Source organism: Pseudoalteromonas sp. S3785, from assembly GCF_005887365.1.
Lineage (GTDB): Bacteria > Pseudomonadota > Gammaproteobacteria > Enterobacterales > Alteromonadaceae > Pseudoalteromonas.
The window spans coordinates 1-16034 of sequence record NZ_PNCT01000067.1 but is presented as its reverse complement, the minus strand read 5'-3'; the positions used below and the strand labels follow the sequence as shown (position 1 = coordinate 16034).

Below are 16034 nucleotides of genomic sequence, written 5' to 3'. Positions count from 1 at the left end.
AGCTTTTAGGCAATATAATAGCTAACCGATTAAAAAGCGGAACAGGCTCTGTAAAATAAAAATAAAATGTTACGCAGTGGGCTGAAAAATAATACTAACTAATTCGTCTTTTTAATCACCCTAAATCTGATTATAACCAGTTGGTCAGATTTACTTTATAACGAGTGGTGATATGAGTACCAAAACACATAATAATTTTACCGGTATTTTTTGTGACCATGGCCCTAACGCATGGCAAACACACACCCACGGCAAACTTGTAAATAAGCGCCTTGCGGTAAAAGATGTATTTGCTGTTAAAGGCGAGCGCAACAGCGCAGGTAACCCAAGCTGGTTTAAAGCAGCAAAACCTGCACAGCAAACAGCAAGTGCCGTAAACAAACTAATGAATGAAGGTTCTCGCTTTACAGGCTTTACCCATACCGATGAGCTGGCTTACAGCTTAGAGGGCAATAACATTCACTATGGTGCAGCACAAAACCCAAAACTTAAGGGCCATGCAAGTGGCGGCTCAAGTATGGGGTCGGCGGCCGCCGTAGCTGCTAACCTAGCCGATATTGGCTTAGGTACCGATACCGGCGGCTCTATTAGAATACCCGCAAGTTATTGTGGCTTATTTGGCATAAGGCCAAGCCATAACGTAATTGAAAAAGATGGCCTAATACCGCTCGCGCCCCCTTTTGATACCATTGGCTGGCTTACCCAAAATGCAGAGCTGCTAAGCGATATAGGCAATGTACTGTTGCCAAATCAAGCTATTAATAACGTTGATACTTTAGTTATTTGCGAGCCATTATTTGAGCTGGTTGACCCTGTATTACACGCCCCGCTTAAACAATTGCTTGAAAAAACCAAACCTTATTTTAAACACCATAAAGAATTTAAACTGCCTAACAGCAACTTATTAAGCGAACTGGCTGACAGCTTTAGAATACTGCAAGGGCGAGCAATCGCAAAAACGCATAAAGATTGGCTTCAATTGCCGGGGCAACTTCCCCAGTTTGCTCCGGCAATTGCGGCACGTTTTAACATGGCGCTTGCCCTAACCGCCCAAGAAGAACAAGAAGCACTAAATGTACAAACCCAATGGCAAACATTAATTGCTAAAAACCTAAATACAAACAGTTGTTTATTTTTGCCAACCACACCCACAACTGCACCTAAATTGGGCGCCGACACAAGCGCCTTACGCATGCAAATAATCACCTTATCGGCCATAGCGGGTTTGAGCCGCTCGGCGCAAGTACACTTACCATTGGCTAATTTAGAAAATGGCCACCCGTATGGGTTTTCATTAATGATGAGCCATGGCAACGATAAAAGCCTACTTGCCTGCGTACAACAATTAGCTGCACACTTTAAACAGGACACACTTGCATGAGCACACACAACATTGCCTTTACTGCCCCGCATTTTGCGGCAACCGAGGCAGGCACCCTAATACTAAAACAAGGCGGTACAGCCGTTGAGGCCATGGTAGCAGCCGCCGCTGCTATTAGCGTGGTATACCCGCATATGAACTCAATTGGCGGCGACAGCTTTTGGCTTATTGATAACCTAAACCAAAGCACACCCACAGCTATAGATGCTTGCGGGCGCGCACCAAATGATATAAGCGCCTACAGCAATGAGCAACAGATACCAGAGCGTGGCGGTTTAAGCGCATTGACTCAAGCGGCTACGCTTCGTGGCTGGCAAAAAGCCCTTGAGGTAGATGAGCACGCAGCCCTACCACTAAGTACTATTTTAGCGCCTGCTATTAAGCTTGCGCGCGAAGGCTTTACAGTGTCAAAAAGCTTGCAAGCAGGCTGCGAAAAGCTTGCCGCCGTTTCAAACACTAACGCTGCATTTAAAGAGCTTTACATACCCAATGGTAAACCGCTACAAGCAGGGCAACATTTTAAAAACCCAAAACTCGCCAGTACCTTTGAGCACTTGGCCGAGCACGGCTTAAATGCTTTTTATGAAGGAGAACTTGCCGACTCATTTGCAAGCGATTTAGCAGCCGCAGGCAGTGTTATTACCCCAGTCGACATAGCCAATACAAAAGCAGATGTAGTGACACCACTTAATGCTAATTTATCGGGCATACAGTGTTTTAACTTACCTGCTCCCACGCAAGGCGTGCATTCTCTGCAAATAATTGGCGCCGTTAATAAACTAAAACACTTGGCCAAAACAGAGGCCGATTGGATGCACTTAATTGTTGAGGCAACCAAACAAAGCTTTACTCACCGTCCCACACTTTGGGCCGACCCGGATGCGCTTGGCAATGATTATAAAAATGCACTAACCGATGAGCGCTTAAGTGCGCTTGCCAGCAATATTGATATGAACCAAGCCAAGCAATGGCCATTTAATGCAGAGCCTGGCGATACCGTTTGGATGGCAGCACGTGATAAAAACGGCCAACTCGTGAGCTTTATTCAAAGTGTTTACTGGGAATTTGGTAGCGGCATTTTGATGAGCGAAGGTGGTTTTGTGTGGAATAACCGTGGTTTGAGCTTTAGTTTAAATAACAACGATGCCAATGCCTTAAAAGCACATAAAAAGCCAGCTCATACACTTAACCCTGCTTTAGCAAAATTTGATGATGGCAGGCGCCTTGCCTACGGCACCATGGGCGGCGAAGGCCAACCACAAACACAAGCTGCCGTATTTAGTGGTTACGCATGGCGTAATAAATCAATTACCCAAGCAGTAAGCGATCCGCGTTGGTTATTAGGCCGCACCTGGGGCGATACAAGCACAAACTTAAAGGTAGAGCAAAGCTTAGTAATTCAAGTTAAACATGAATTAAATCAACGTGACCACGACTGGGTAAGCGTTGATAATAACAATGAAATGATGGGCCACGCGGGTGCCATTTTAGATACACCTACCAGCCTTGAAGCAGCCACCGACCCTCGTTCAGATGGTCGTGCAACAGTAACTACAGCAGGAACACAATGACAGAAATAATAAATCAATGGCCCATTATAGCGGCCTTAATAGCAACCGGCATTTTTGCAGGTATTTTAGCAGGCCTATTTGGTGTAGGCGGCGGCATAGTAATTGTGCCTGTGCTGTATTTTTTATTGCAAGGCTTTGGCGTAAGCCCTGAGTCGGCCATGATGATAGCCACAGCGACCTCGCTTGCCACCATAGTGCCTACGTCTATTTCGTCTATACGCTCGCACCATGCAAAAGGCAATATCAACCTTGCTTTAATTAAATACTGGGCCCCGTTTATTTTAGTAATGGCCGTTGTATGTAGCTACTTAGCGCACTCAATACGCGGTAATGCGCTAGTACTTATGTTTGCCTGTATTGCCATTTTAGTCAGTTTAAACATGTTATTTAGAGCCGGCGCGCCTGCCCTAGTTAGTAAATTACCAGGTAAATTTGGCCAAGGCATTATGGCAAGTATTGTTGGTGGTTTATCGGTAATGATTGGTATAGGTGGTGGCACTATTGGCGTGCCCATGCTCAACGCGTTTAACGTACGCGCCCATGTTGCCGTTGGCACCGCTGCTGTATTTGGCTTATTAATTGCGCTACCGGGCGTTATTACTTTATTAAGTATTGGTACTACACCCGCCGATGCCCCCCTTGGCACGTGGGGCCTTGTAAACCTACCTGCTTTTATACTTATTATTCCGCTTACTATTTTGTTTGCGCCTATTGGCGTAAAAATTGGTAGCAAGCTAGATCAAAAACAATTAAAACGCGCCTTTGCCGTTGTATTAATGATAACGGGCATTCGTATGCTTATTCAGACTCTGGGAGCCTAAACATGTTTAGCGACACGCAAATTCAAACTTTAAATCCGCCACAGCGATTACTCATGGGCCCAGGCCCAATAAACGCAGACCCACGCGTGCTTCGTGCTATGTCGGCGCAGCTAATTGGCCAATACGACCCAGTAATGACCGGTTTTATGAACGAAACCATGGCTCGCTATCGCGAAATATTTAAAACCAAAAACGAATGGACCCTGTTAGTGGATGGCACATCACGCGCAGGCATAGAAGCCGTTTTATGCTCTATTTTACGCCCAGGCGATAAAGTACTGGTGCCCATTATGGGCCGCTTTGGCCACCTGCTTGCTGAAATAGCCGAGCGCGTAGGCGCAAAAGTACACACCATAGAAGTTCCGTGGGGCGAGGTATTTACCCCCGAACAAATAGAAAAAGCCATTGTTGATGTAAAACCCCATGTACTTGCTATGGTACAGGGCGATACCTCTACAACTATGAACCAACCGCTCGAACACATTGGCGATATTTGCCAAAAGCACGACGTATTATTTTACTGCGATGCCACCGCTTCGATTGTAGGTAACGATTTACCCGCCGATGAGTGGAAACTCGACGCGCTTTCGGTTGGTTTGCAAAAATGTTTAGGTGGCCCGTCTGGCTCTGCCCCATTAACACTGAGCGATAAATGCGCCGATTGGATCCAAAAACGTAAAAAAGTAGAAGCGGGTATACGCACGGCCGATCATACCGACGGCACCGAGCCATTTGTACGCTCAAACTACTTTGATTTAGGCATGATCATGAATTACTGGGGCGAGGAGCGCCTTAACCACCACACCGAAGCCACCAGCATGCTGTATTGCGCATCAGAATGCGCTCGCATTGTTATTGAAGAAGGCGTAGACAACTGCGTTGCACGCCATAAATTACATGGCGATGCCATGTTAACGGGTATTCAAGCGCTAGGCTTGAACGTATTTGGCGATTTAAACCATAAAATGAACAACGTAGTGGGAGTTTACATACCCGAGGGCATTAATGCTGACCACGTACGCGCTCAAATGCTAACCGACTTTGGTATTGAAATTGGCACCTCGTTTGGTCCGCTGCATGGCAAAATTTGGCGTATTGGCACCATGGGTTACAACGCCCGTAAAGATGCCGTATTACAAACATTGGCAAGCCTAGATGCCTGCTTACACGCCAACGGCTATAAAGGCCCTAAAGGCGAAGCCGCTATTGCCGCCCTTGCCCATTATAAATAAAAAAGGATTTAGCATGACGATTGCAAGCCCCCTCCATGAGCCATTGTTAAACAGTGAGCTGGCTAATAAATTTGCCGCGCGCGCGTTATTGCGCTGTAAAACGCTCAGTGGCCTATCGCAAATGCAAGGTGGCATTCACCGTGTGTATTTATCTAAAGAGCACAAAGAGTGTAACCGTGTAACTGCTGCGTGGATGGCTGAGGCGGGCATGCAATCGTGGCAAGACCAAGTCGGCAATTTATGGGGGCGCTTAGCGTCATCTAACCCAAACGCTAAACGTTTAATTATTGGCTCACACCTCGACACAGTACCAAACGCCGGTGCATTTGATGGTATTTTAGGGGTATTACTGGGTATTGAAATAGCCGCCCTTGCGCATACACTTAAGCTTGATTTACCGTTTCATTTAGATGTTGTGGGTTTTTGTGATGAAGAAGGCACCCGCTTTGCCACCACATTAATTGGCTCAAAAGCACTGGCAAACGAGTTTGACCCGCAGTGGTTAAATATAGAAGATACAAACGGCATTACTATGCGCCAAGCCATGCTTGATTTTGGCCTAAACCCAAATGATTACGCAAAAGCAGCGCTTAATAAAAACGAGTTACTCGGTTACTGGGAAACCCACATAGAGCAAGGCCCCGTGCTTGAGTCGGTAAATCAGGCATTAGGCATTGTTACTGCCATTGCTGGGGCAAAGCGCGCTATGATCACGCTAACAGGCCAAAGCGGCCACGCGGGTACTACACCAATGAACTTACGCCAAGATTCGTTAGCAGGCTGCGCCGAGCTTACCCTTGCCATAGAGCAACTAGCAAAAAGTGCCAGTAATGGTGAAGTAGCCACTGTAGGGCAAATTCAAGCACGCCCAGGCGCTACAAATGTCATTGCCGGTAAAACGACTATAAGCCTTGATGCACGCGCACAAAACGATAACGACCTTGCAGTTTTACTTAATGCAATACATACCCGCGCGGAGCAAATTGCAACTAGCCGTAATTTAACGCTCGATTGGCAATGGACACACGCGGCAGACGCCGTAGCGTGCGACACTCAAATTCAACAATTGTTTAGCAGTGCCTGTGAATTAAATAACCAAGCCTCACCGTCACTTGCCTCTGGCGCTGGGCACGATGCCATGGCCATAGCCCCTATTTGCCCTGTTGGTATGCTGTTTATACGTAGCCCTGGCGGAATAAGCCATCACCCCGCAGAAGCTGTTATTGATGAGGATGTAACAAAGGCACTTAGCGTAATGTACAGCGCCCTTATGCTGTATGTAAAAGAGTTAGAAAAGTAACAAACGCTTATGCATCCGCAGGGTAAAGTTATGTCTGTTAGCTTAGCCCTGCGTATTAAACTTGGCTGTGATTATTAATTAATATAGCATTTAAAGTCGGTGTTTTAAACTTAATTAAGGCTTAAGCCAAGCTCATTTAAACTCGCTTCAAAACGTTGCCATTTTCTATTTATTTTACGCTTAGCCGATGAGCTCACATAATTACTAATAGGAAAAAACTCAGTATTACCAATATCATCCACCACTACACACTGCTCAATGGTGCCGTTATTATTAACACACGCTATATTGCGTGGTTTTATTTCTTTGGTGATCACTAAATTATGTATTAAATAGTCTTTTAATTTTAATAGCGGCTCGACTAATGCTTCACTATTTGGCTGATTTAAATAATGCTCAAGGGTTTTAGCCGGCTGATTATTTGCATCAATCACTAAATCAAACACGTACCCTGTGCCAATATTGGTTTGCACCGTACCATGGTATCGCGCTAATAACTGCCACTGAATATTTCGGTTACTAAGTCGCTTATAATAAGCCAGCTCTTGGTCTTGTTCTTGCGAAAACCCATCATGGCTTACTTTAATACATAAATTATGTGCCTCAGGGTGCCTGTAACACGTTCTATGCGCCCCTTTACCTACCATTAAGTCATCGTTTAATGAGATCAAACCAATTTTCGTCCTAGCGTAAATTTAAAAATACTAACTCGCTTAATTAAGTAATCTATTTTAAGAAGGGAAACCCGTGTTGATAGTTGGACAAAAAGCTCGCTATTTAACCGCTCTAAATGAGGTTTTTTAAAACAGGTAGCAAGACGTTTAGCCCCGTAAAATGATCAAGTATTATTGTGGATTAGTATTAAACGAGGTAAATAACACGCCTTAAAAATGCACGCTTGGTATTTACATCTATTAGTGCTGCTTCTATTACGGTGTCAGTAATAAAGTAGGCACGTTCGTTAAACAAGCCGACCATTTTAACTATAAATTAGGGTTAATCAAGGTAAATTAGCTACAATCCACTCATAATAAAGGCTAAATTCGACTTTCTTTTGTGTTTTCTTAAATGAATTTCAGGCTGTTGAGGTAAGGAGGAGATACAAGAAATTGAGACTTGTTCGTGGTAGTTGACCTAGTCTTAAAAATAAATATTTAGATAGTAGAAGCCCTTTTTTTTTACTATCTAAATACTCCGGTATATAGCTAAACAGACTTTGTATATTTGTATTCGCATGAAACAACCGCTGCACATAAGCCACTAAAAGCTAAAATACAGACTGACGATACTGCACCCCAAATTGCCATTATTATCACAGGTAAACCGGCATTTGGTGCAGACATAACTATTCCATTTCCTAAGTCTTTAGGTGCGCCAAGGTTAGAAAAAATACCAAATAAACCAATGCAAATAGCTACAAAAAACAGTATATAACTCAAAAACCCTAGCATTCTAGAAGCGATAAGCAGGCCCTTAAGGTTTTCTGTTTTAATTTTTGAGTATGGGTAAAGTTTCATATACATCCCTAATTTAATTACTTTTATTATTTTCCTGAGCGAATGTTTATTATTCACACAAGCAAACATAAAAACAAGTAGGAGCAACTTAAAATAGCCAATTCACCAAGTAGTTAGCCAAGCCTATTAAATTTACAACTAAGTATTAGATGTATATTGAAATAAGAGAATTGCTTAACCCTCCTTCGCTAAAAACATTTGTTTTGCAGTTGTTCGGGTGGCTACATAAAACTAACTTTAGGGCCACCCGCCTTAATTTTTATAGTTACTCAATCGTTACTTTTGCATCACTTACCCAGGTTTCGGTTATCGGCTCTTCGTTTTTATCAACCAAATACGCGCGTATGCTTACGGGGTCGTTATTGCTTTGTTTATAGTCAAACGCTAATCGCCATTGGTTGGTACCCACTATTGGGTAAGCGCCAATTGGCTCTAGTATTTCGCCGTTGCTGGCTTCAACTATAGGCTTTATACCGCTTTCTCTATCTAGGCCTTTTAATACTGGGCCTTCAAAATCAATCACCATCTTGTTTACGCCCCCAGGAATAGGCTGGCCAGGAATTCCGCCCTGCCCTTGGCGAGTATTAACAACACTTGCTAGGTTTTTTGATTTTGGATCAAGTGGACGCCACTCAATATCATAAGAAAAGGAAAACTCATCGCCTTTACGCGCCTCTTTTTCAGGTACCCAATAGGCAACAATATTGTCAAACGTTTCATCTTTTGTAGGAATTTCGACTAGCTGTACAGCACCTTTACCCCAATCACCCTGAGGTTTTATCCATGCTGATGAGCGCTTATTGTAAAACACGCCATCGTCTTGGTAGTTATTAAAATCACGATCCCTTTGAATTAAACCAAAGCCTTTGGGATTTTCATCAATAAAGCTATTGGTCGATACCGACTGAGGGTTGTTTAAAGGTCGCCAAATGAACTGCCCAGACCCCGTATGAATCGCTAAGCCATCGCTATCGTGAATTTCCGGGCGCCAATCTTTAGCTTCTGTTTTATCTTTTTCTGAGTACCAATACATACTCGTTAATGGCGCTATGCCTAAACGCTCTACATCGGCGCGCATATACAAATTAGCACTCACAGAGGTAATATGGCCTTTGGCTTCTTTGTTATCTTTACTTAACCCAAACCGATAAGCACCTGTAACAGAGGGTCCCTCAAGCAATGCCCACACAGACATGCTTTCACCTTTATTTTCTGCAGGGCCTAACCAAAATGCCGAAAAGCGCGGAAATTCTTCTGGTTCACTCATACCGGTATTAATTGCAATACCGCGAGCCGACAACCCATATTGCCCCTGGGGGCCATCAGTTCTAAAATAAGACGCCCCCAAAAACGATATCCAATCTGGTTTTATATCAGGGCGCATAATTCTAAAGCCTGCAAACCCAAACCCTTCTGGCAGGTCGTGGGCAGGGCTGTCGTCAGGCATATCAAAAAGCGCATTACTAAAAGGCAGTTCTTTTACATTGTTTTTATCATCTCTGATATAAATACTTACTGGCTCAGGAAAGTATCGGCCAGGGTAAAATAGTTGCACAGGTGCCTTTTTACCATTTGGATATAAAGTTTCATCTTCTTTAAAGCGTATTTTCCAGTGTTCATCGTAAGTAATTTTATCAATAAGCTCAGGGGCAGGAACTGCAGTTGGCGTATAGGTTTTTTCAGCTGAGGCTTTTGCCATTGCTTTTAAGTCTTCGAATGTAAAATGAGCACTTTCTTGAGCTGGCTCTGCGTGTAACGACATAGAGGTAGAAATAATAGCGGCAATAAATAACTTTAACTTCATAAAAAGTATCTCTAGTAAAGTGAGTCTAAAAATAAGTGCTCGGTTCAAGCGCTTAACTTAAAATGCGTGTAAAGATATTACACACCGCAATATGAACTCGCGTTTACTAAAATAACGTTATTTGGCGAAGCTTAGCTGCGTTTGGGGAAGTTGTATTTGAATAGTTATGTTTGGATAGTTGTGTTTAATAAATGCGGCTAATCCAGCTTTTACTTAGTTAAAGCCAGTGAGCGCTTTAAAATCGAAATACTGAACAATGCGTCGCTACTACGCTTAGTATAAATACCTGATTAATGCAGGCTTGTGAACAAGAACTGAGAAGTCGAGTAGCATGTTCAACCCCCTATTAAATTTTAACACCCACTTAAAAGTGTTAAACGTGGGGAATTGCCATTACATTGGTTTGCTATGTATTAAAGGCCACCACATAAGTCTAAAAAATTTCCTGTTGAAAACGATGACTTTGCCGATGAAAGCCAATAAATAGCTTCGGCCACCTCCTCAGGTTCACCTCCACGCTTAAGAGGTATAAGCTCTTTTAACCTTTCTACTCTTTCTGGTTCACCACCATCAGCGTGCATTTGCGTATTAATTAGCCCAGGACGCACACAATTAACTCTAATGCCTTCACTGGCAACTTCTAGTGATAATCCTTTGGTGAGTGTATCTATAGCCCCTTTTGAGGCAGCATAATCAATATATTCATTCGGTGAACCTGAACGAGACGCCCCCGATGAAACATTTACAATAACCCCTCCGTTTCCGCCATGACGTGTAGACATACGCTTTATGGCCTCTCGACAGCACAAGAAGTAACTAGTCACGTTGTTTGCTAAAATAGTATTAATTCTTTCAGCTGTAAAATTCTCCAAACGCGACTGCTTACGTAAAATACCAGCGTTATTAACAAGCACTGACAAAGGGCCTAGCTCTTCATCAATCTTTTTAAACAGTCTTAGCACATCATTCTCAACCGAAACATCTGCTTGGACTGTAATACAACGATTACCTGTAGCCCTAATATCCCTTGCGACAGCTTCAGCCGAAGCTAGATTAGACTTGTAATTGATACAAACCGCATACCCTTTTGATGCAAATAATTTAGACGTAGCAGCACCAATACCTCGACCTCCGCCCGTTATTAAAACCACTTTTGTGTTATTCATAAGTCATCCTTAAATAATGATGATGGAGGAATATAAAATGCTTTGCTAAACAGTAAGTAGTTGGCATAAATTAGCTATACAGGAGACAAACCAGCTGTTTAGGTTCTGCTTTTCATTTTTTATTACGCTAAATTTTTTACTACGTAATTGAACACCAAGTAGCGTCCCTAATAAAACAGCAATGACATGCAGCAAAGCTGGAATCAAATATATTAAAGGCTCCATTGATATTTCTATCAAAATAGATAGTAAGGCACCGACACTTAAGTTAATAAACCAATAAACAGCCGCAACTAAAAAGGCTTGTTTATACGGACTCACTGTTTGCCTATATCCTAGATATAAATAAACGATTAAAGAGGCTACAAAACCGAGGACGTATTGAGTATAAATGGTTGATGTGCTTTGAGTCATCTCATCAAAGCCAACAATCAACGTTACTATTGTTGATAAAGCAACTAGTAATAAATACAAGCCCACTGAAAAGAGTACAATCCTAGAGTATTTCACGATAATCCCTTAGTAATATAATTAGGCTGCAGATTTGAATGCTAACGCCCGCATAAGCTGCGGAGCATGTAGGACGCTTTTTTGCGTCATTTTCTTTTAAGCATAAAATCGGACAATGTTTGACGTCAGATTTTATGCGCTTATTAAGCATTTTTTAAATTTATACTGATTTCTTTTGCAAAGTTTTCCATGGCATCAACAATTTCAAACAGGTAACTCTGTTTTACATTGAGGTGAACCCTTGCAAATTTTTCAGATTCTAGATGTTCATTATTAGCTACAATTTGGAAATGTTTTTTGTGGAGTTCTTCATCTAGATGTCCTGCATTATGGGCAACTATATTTCTCAAATCTCGAGCTTCAATGATTCGTTGCCAAAACTTAGTTCCAGTAGGTACTTTTACAAGCGCAACTTTTGTTAAATATTTTTTAGCGCGTTCAATTCCTCCTCCATCATAATCTTTCAACTTACAACAAAGGCCGTTTTCCAAGTACAAGCTATGGCAGAACTGATTCAAGTAATCTTCAAAAAGAGATACTAACATTACCAAATAAGACTGTTTCTGGTATTGAGGAAATATAAAGTCAAAATGGGCACTAAGATCATTGCGGTATTTGTACCTATCCCAACATGTTGCCTCATTAGTCTCTAAATCAGACTCATTATATTTGATAGACTCTTCTTTCCAGTGACGCGCGGATAACTCAATGAAGACACGAATTTTATCTAAATCATATAAAAAGTATGGTGCAACCTGATCTGATTTTTTCAAAACGAGTCCAAATTAGAAATAGTTAATGCCTAACGCCGCCTTAAGCGGTGAGTAATTGTTGGCTAAAATGTGTAGCGAAGCGGAGCCGAGCCAACTGTTACAAATCCGATTTTAAGGTCTTGTTAGCTGTATTTAACGACTTACCTAAGAATACAACTGTGGTTTTGCCCAAAACCTCTTCCTTAATACGCCTGTACCCACGGCGTTCATACATGGCAAGGTTGGCTTTACTATTAATACCAGTAAACAATTCTACCTGGTGTGCTTCAGGATAAAACTGCTCTAATGCACTAAGTAGCTTGGAGCCAATACCCTTACCTTTAAAGTCACTTTTTACAGCCATACGTCCTATACAGGAAGTTGAACCATTTAATTTAACTTGTCCACTTGCAATAATCTGATCGTTCAAAACAATTTTTAAAATACATTTATTATTAAATTCAGACTCAAGTTCAGCTAAGCTCTGGGTTAACGGGGGTATATTAAAATCATTATGTAATTTAGCTTCTGAAATATACGCTTCCTTTTAAATTTTAAGAATAATAGGCGCATCTTCAATTTTTGCTTCTAAAAGTTTCATTTACACATACTTATATTTATACAGCTAACACCTTATTGAACACCCCAAAACGGCGTATATTACATCGCTCAATAATTCCACTAAATAACTGCAATGTAAACAAGCAATTAGGCATGTAATGAAAAGCCTTTGTTATATTGCACCAAAACGACTTTTAATAATGTTATTGGACAAAGTCACAATAGCTGTTTATGTGAACAATTTATTCTAAGTGTAAATTTTGGTTTTGGGCATTTAGCACGTATGAGTTAAAGCGTTGGCCAGATAAGCGAGCCTTAACATATTAATGATACAGGCTCGCTGAGGTATTTATGATAAAACGAATAGGTAGGGTATTTACTTAACATCAAAGTCCACATGGTCAAAGTATGGATTGCTCTCACGCGCTTTAAGAACGCTGATTGTAGTGAGCACAATAAGCTTTAGCTCGCCATTTACGTTAACAACTATGCATTCGTCTCTATTAGCATTGCGTTTTGTGTCAGTTGCTACGCCACATACACTAACACCATTTTTTAATACAAGCTCAATATTCAGCCTGTGCATACAGGCAATTTCGATGTAATCATAATGGTTGCAACTGATCATAAAGTTCTCTTTATACTATTTAGCTGGTTTAGATAGCATTAAAGTGGCAATAACAACTAAGTTGCCTACATACCATAAATCTTTAATTACAAATTGCCCTAAACGCTCTAATAACGTGCTTGAGCTAAATGCGCCGTTTGCGGTAATTAAAAATGTTTGGGTCATTAAAAATACACTTAAACACGCTAAGCCACTAACAATAATAAGCTTTTTATTGTTGAGTAAAATGCCCACACCAAGTAGTACTGCAAATAATACATCAAACCCACCAATGATATTTGATGCGCCTTGTACGCTAAATACCGTGTATAACCACGACATAAACGGTGAGGTTTCTACTAGGCCTACAATGGCTTTGGCTTCAAACTCATAAAATTTCATGCCGCCAATCCACAATAAAACCATAGCAACCGGTATAAAGTTTAAAAGTACGTGTTGTTTGTCTGTGAGCCTATTTTTATAAAACAAAAATAAATACAAAGGGATAACAGCAAAGTATTTAATTATGCCTTGCCCACTGCCAATAATTGGAAAGCCGCCTAACTGTGCCATCCAGCGGTTACTGGCAAATAAGGTAAGTAAAGGCACTATGCTAACAACTAATGCGAGTATAACTGCAGGAACAGGCTTTATTAATTTTAAACGCGCAGCTAAGGTGGTGACTGCCAACGCAATCATAGCGCTGCCAGTGAGTAAACCTAACGTGTTTACGCTAAGTAAGGTATCAAGTTTATAAAAGCTAAATGTCGCTGTGAGTGTGTTTGGGTTTGCACCTAAAGCAAACGATACACCAAGTAATGCAAAGCTGAGTGTAAGTAAAAAGATGAGTGCGTTATTTGTGTGTGTTATGTTCATTGTGTGCCCATTAAATCTGTAATGGCTAATAAAGACCTAATTTTTACAAAAAGTGATTCAACTAAAGTTAAATTTTTTAAATACAAGGAAGGACATTTTGGTTTTTACGTATACAAAAACCACACGTGAAAAGCGGTTTAACCTGAGCTTTGGTTAAGAGATTTAGATATAGTTGGCTAGTAATGATACTGGGTCTGTTTTCTCTAGCTAGAAATTTTAAGTGAAAACAAGGCGAATTTGCGCGTCAATAGCTAGCCTATTGCAAGTAAATTCAACGCAGTTAGCGCTAAAAATAGCTGCTTGAGATAAATTTATTAGCCAAGGCTCAGGTTATTAATTAAATCTTAGAAAACTTACTATGGTAGAGCACCTTGAGCTGGCCGGCTTATTTTTAACTGAGCAACAGCATAATGAAAGGGTTGACGAACAATACGATTGCTCTCATCTTATACAGTTTAATGGTAATACCATAGGTACGTTAAAGTACAAAATATGGGGTAGCCACATTGAAATAATGCAATTGCAAATACACCCCAACCATCAAAATAAAGGCTACGGCAGAGGCGTTATTAAGCAAGTAATTAAAACTGCAAAGTTAAAGCCTATCAAACTAACAGTACTTAAAAACAACCCTGCTAAAGCACTTTATACTCGACTAGGCTTTGAGATCACTGGGGAAGATAACTATGAGTACCATATGCAAACTCAGCCAATGAATAACTGCTGCCTTAAAACCTAATCACTTTGATTTTTAAAATCTTTTTTTCTGAAAATGGTTAGGTGCCAGCCCCATTTAAGCGAGCCTAGCCTTAAAAATACCGTTGAAAACAATGAGCCTAAAATACACCAAATGTAATCGACTTCTAGGGTAAATAACGCAGCATAAACTAAACCACCGACTAAACAGGCTGAAGCATAGGGTTCGTTGCGCATAACTGAAGGCACTTCACGGCAAATCACATCGCGTATTAGGCCGCCAAATATCCCTGTAGTGATCCCCATTGTTATCGCGATAACCATACCTGTGCCACCTATTAAGGCTTTTTCTATACCCATAATATTAAATAATGCCATCCCTATGGCATCTACGAGTAAAAAGTAATAGTTGTTTACATGTGGTAGATAACGCACAAATAATATGGTGGCGATAATAGCGGCGTACGCTGAATATAAATACTCGGGCGTGGCTACCCAAAAGATCGGTTTATCTAACAGTATATCTCGTAGTGTGCCACCACCTAAAGCAGTAACTGTTGCAACTACAACTACACCAAATCCACTTATGTTTTTTTCGTAGCCCAATAATGCGCCTGCTACAGCAAAAAATGCCACACCGAGTAATCCCAGCACCATAAAGTATTCAGCAGTCATGTGCATTCCCTTTTAAATTTTATACTTTGGTGTATCAATTTATATGCCAGGTGCAATTAGTAAAAGCTAAAAAGTGAAGGGGTAAAAGTACAACTAAAACAACGGGTTAATGGTTACTTTGTTAAATTTAAGATTGGGTATTGTGTTATGCAATATTTAAAAAGGTAAATATTTTAAAAGTGAGTAGTTTTTACACATTTTTTATTTTTAGCTTAGTCGCCTTTTTTAGTGCCCACCAGCACTAGGGTCTGTTGACCTTTCATGGTTAAATTTGCAGCTGCCTGTTTGGTATTTAGGCAAGGCAGAGCCTATGTGGTGTGGTTATTCCCCATAAGTAGGCGATAACGCAGCATCAATGCCAAACAGGCGCTGCCCTTCGGGTTCTGCCTAGGGACAATTTACTCTTTGTTGCTCGGTTTTTACTTAGTCCACTAGGTTACAAACCTCGCGCCGCGATTAAATTGCCCCTAGTTTGAACAAATTTAATCGGCAAAGATCAACACGCCCTAGACTATATTTTAAGTAATGGTGAAATAACCACGTTATTTCAGCCTAATTATGCTAA

16 protein-coding genes are annotated in these 16034 nt (G+C 41.2%); 6 read left to right on the top strand and 10 right to left on the bottom strand.

The window, feature by feature from the left end; all coding sequences use genetic code 11:
• The first annotated feature begins 172 nt into the window (after window positions 1-172).
• Genes CWC17_RS15870 through CWC17_RS15850 form a run of 5 tightly spaced genes read left to right on the top strand, consistent with a single transcriptional unit; the run spans window position 173 to window position 6305 of the window.
• Window positions 173-1381: an amidase family protein gene (locus CWC17_RS15870; protein ID WP_138613968.1), complete on the top strand. Its 1209-nt coding sequence runs from the start codon at window positions 173-175 to the stop codon at window positions 1379-1381.
• A complete protein-coding gene (locus CWC17_RS15865) occupies window positions 1378-2952 on the top strand; it encodes a gamma-glutamyltransferase family protein (RefSeq protein WP_138613966.1) in 1575 nt (524 codons plus the stop codon). Before CWC17_RS15870 ends, CWC17_RS15865 begins: the two co-directional genes overlap by 4 nt.
• A complete protein-coding gene (locus tag CWC17_RS15860) occupies window positions 2949-3773 on the top strand; it encodes a sulfite exporter TauE/SafE family protein (protein ID WP_138613964.1) in 825 nt (274 codons plus the stop codon). The genes CWC17_RS15865 and CWC17_RS15860 overlap by 4 nt, the downstream gene beginning before the upstream one ends.
• 2 nt (window positions 3774-3775) lie before the next feature.
• The gene (locus CWC17_RS15855) at window positions 3776-5005 is read left to right on the top strand and encodes a pyridoxal-phosphate-dependent aminotransferase family protein (RefSeq protein ID WP_055019902.1); all 1230 of its coding nucleotides are present in this window, start codon (window positions 3776-3778) and stop codon (window positions 5003-5005) included.
• A gap of 13 nt (window positions 5006-5018) precedes the next feature.
• Window positions 5019-6305, top strand: coding sequence for an allantoate amidohydrolase (locus CWC17_RS15850; protein ID WP_138613962.1), 1287 nt, complete (start codon window positions 5019-5021; stop codon window positions 6303-6305).
• Between the two features lie 110 nt (window positions 6306-6415).
• On the opposite strand, the gene CWC17_RS15845 is transcribed toward CWC17_RS15850, so the two are convergent.
• From CWC17_RS15845 to CWC17_RS15800, 9 genes are all read right to left on the bottom strand, one after another.
• Complete coding sequence (locus tag CWC17_RS15845) at window positions 6416-6976, bottom strand: YrbL family protein (RefSeq protein ID WP_055019904.1); 561 nt, start codon at window positions 6974-6976, stop codon at window positions 6416-6418.
• Window positions 6977-7510: 534 nt separating this feature from the next.
• Window positions 7511-7879 (bottom strand): hypothetical protein, encoded by a 369-nt coding sequence (locus CWC17_RS15840; protein WP_249935937.1) that lies wholly within the window; start codon window positions 7877-7879, stop codon window positions 7511-7513.
• A 208-nt stretch (window positions 7880-8087) separates the two neighbouring features.
• Entirely contained in the window at window positions 8088-9626 is a 1539-nt protein-coding gene (locus CWC17_RS15835; protein ID WP_138613959.1) for an OpgD/OpgG family glucan biosynthesis protein, read from the bottom strand.
• Between the two features lie 413 nt (window positions 9627-10039).
• The gene (locus tag CWC17_RS15830; RefSeq protein WP_138613957.1) at window positions 10040-10792 is read right to left on the bottom strand and encodes an SDR family oxidoreductase; all 753 of its coding nucleotides are present in this window, start codon (window positions 10790-10792) and stop codon (window positions 10040-10042) included.
• A 45-nt stretch (window positions 10793-10837) separates the two neighbouring features.
• Complete coding sequence (locus CWC17_RS15825) at window positions 10838-11302, bottom strand: hypothetical protein (RefSeq protein ID WP_249935936.1); 465 nt, start codon at window positions 11300-11302, stop codon at window positions 10838-10840.
• A gap of 143 nt (window positions 11303-11445) precedes the next feature.
• The gene (locus tag CWC17_RS15820) at window positions 11446-12075 is read right to left on the bottom strand and encodes a hypothetical protein (RefSeq protein WP_138613955.1); all 630 of its coding nucleotides are present in this window, start codon (window positions 12073-12075) and stop codon (window positions 11446-11448) included.
• A 97-nt stretch (window positions 12076-12172) separates the two neighbouring features.
• Complete coding sequence (locus CWC17_RS19595; RefSeq protein ID WP_283956923.1) at window positions 12173-12556, bottom strand: GNAT family N-acetyltransferase; 384 nt, start codon at window positions 12554-12556, stop codon at window positions 12173-12175.
• Between the two features lie 435 nt (window positions 12557-12991).
• Window positions 12992-13243 carry a Rho-binding antiterminator gene (locus CWC17_RS15805; protein WP_138613953.1) on the bottom strand — a complete coding sequence of 84 codons (252 nt, stop codon included), beginning with the start codon at window positions 13241-13243 and terminating at the stop codon, window positions 12992-12994.
• Between the two features lie 15 nt (window positions 13244-13258).
• Window positions 13259-14098 carry a DUF417 family protein gene (locus CWC17_RS15800; RefSeq protein WP_138613951.1) on the bottom strand — a complete coding sequence of 280 codons (840 nt, stop codon included), beginning with the start codon at window positions 14096-14098 and terminating at the stop codon, window positions 13259-13261.
• Window positions 14099-14456: 358 nt separating this feature from the next.
• On the opposite strand from CWC17_RS15800, the gene CWC17_RS15795 reads away from it, so the two are divergent.
• Window positions 14457-14837, top strand: a complete 381-nt coding sequence (locus CWC17_RS15795; RefSeq protein ID WP_171042101.1) for a GNAT family N-acetyltransferase — start codon at window positions 14457-14459, stop codon at window positions 14835-14837.
• Here the strand turns inward: CWC17_RS15795 and CWC17_RS15790 are convergent.
• A complete protein-coding gene (locus CWC17_RS15790; protein ID WP_138613949.1) occupies window positions 14834-15469 on the bottom strand; it encodes a trimeric intracellular cation channel family protein in 636 nt (211 codons plus the stop codon). The two genes, CWC17_RS15795 and CWC17_RS15790, sit on opposite strands and share 4 nt — an antisense overlap.
• Window positions 15470-16034: the final 565 nt, after the last annotated feature.

What these genes read in the sequence shown, in the direction of transcription:
- CWC17_RS15870 (WP_138613968.1), top strand. Translation starts at nt 173, where the DNA reads ATGAGTACCAAAACACATAATAATTTTACCGGTATTTTTTGTGACCAT.
- CWC17_RS15865 (WP_138613966.1), top strand. Translation starts at nt 1,378, where the DNA reads ATGAGCACACACAACATTGCCTTTACTGCCCCGCATTTTGCGGCAACC.
- CWC17_RS15860 (WP_138613964.1), top strand. Translation starts at nt 2,949, where the DNA reads ATGACAGAAATAATAAATCAATGGCCCATTATAGCGGCCTTAATAGCA.
- CWC17_RS15855 (WP_055019902.1), top strand. Translation starts at nt 3,776, where the DNA reads ATGTTTAGCGACACGCAAATTCAAACTTTAAATCCGCCACAGCGATTA.
- CWC17_RS15850 (WP_138613962.1), top strand. Translation starts at nt 5,019, where the DNA reads ATGACGATTGCAAGCCCCCTCCATGAGCCATTGTTAAACAGTGAGCTG.
- CWC17_RS15835 (WP_138613959.1), bottom strand. Translation starts at nt 9,626, where the DNA reads ATGAAGTTAAAGTTATTTATTGCCGCTATTATTTCTACCTCTATGTCG.
- CWC17_RS15830 (WP_138613957.1), bottom strand. Translation starts at nt 10,792, where the DNA reads ATGAATAACACAAAAGTGGTTTTAATAACGGGCGGAGGTCGAGGTATT.
- CWC17_RS15805 (WP_138613953.1), bottom strand. Translation starts at nt 13,243, where the DNA reads ATGATCAGTTGCAACCATTATGATTACATCGAAATTGCCTGTATGCAC.
- CWC17_RS15800 (WP_138613951.1), bottom strand. Translation starts at nt 14,098, where the DNA reads ATGAACATAACACACACAAATAACGCACTCATCTTTTTACTTACACTC.
- CWC17_RS15795 (WP_171042101.1), top strand. Translation starts at nt 14,457, where the DNA reads ATGGTAGAGCACCTTGAGCTGGCCGGCTTATTTTTAACTGAGCAACAG.
- CWC17_RS15790 (WP_138613949.1), bottom strand. Translation starts at nt 15,469, where the DNA reads ATGACTGCTGAATACTTTATGGTGCTGGGATTACTCGGTGTGGCATTT.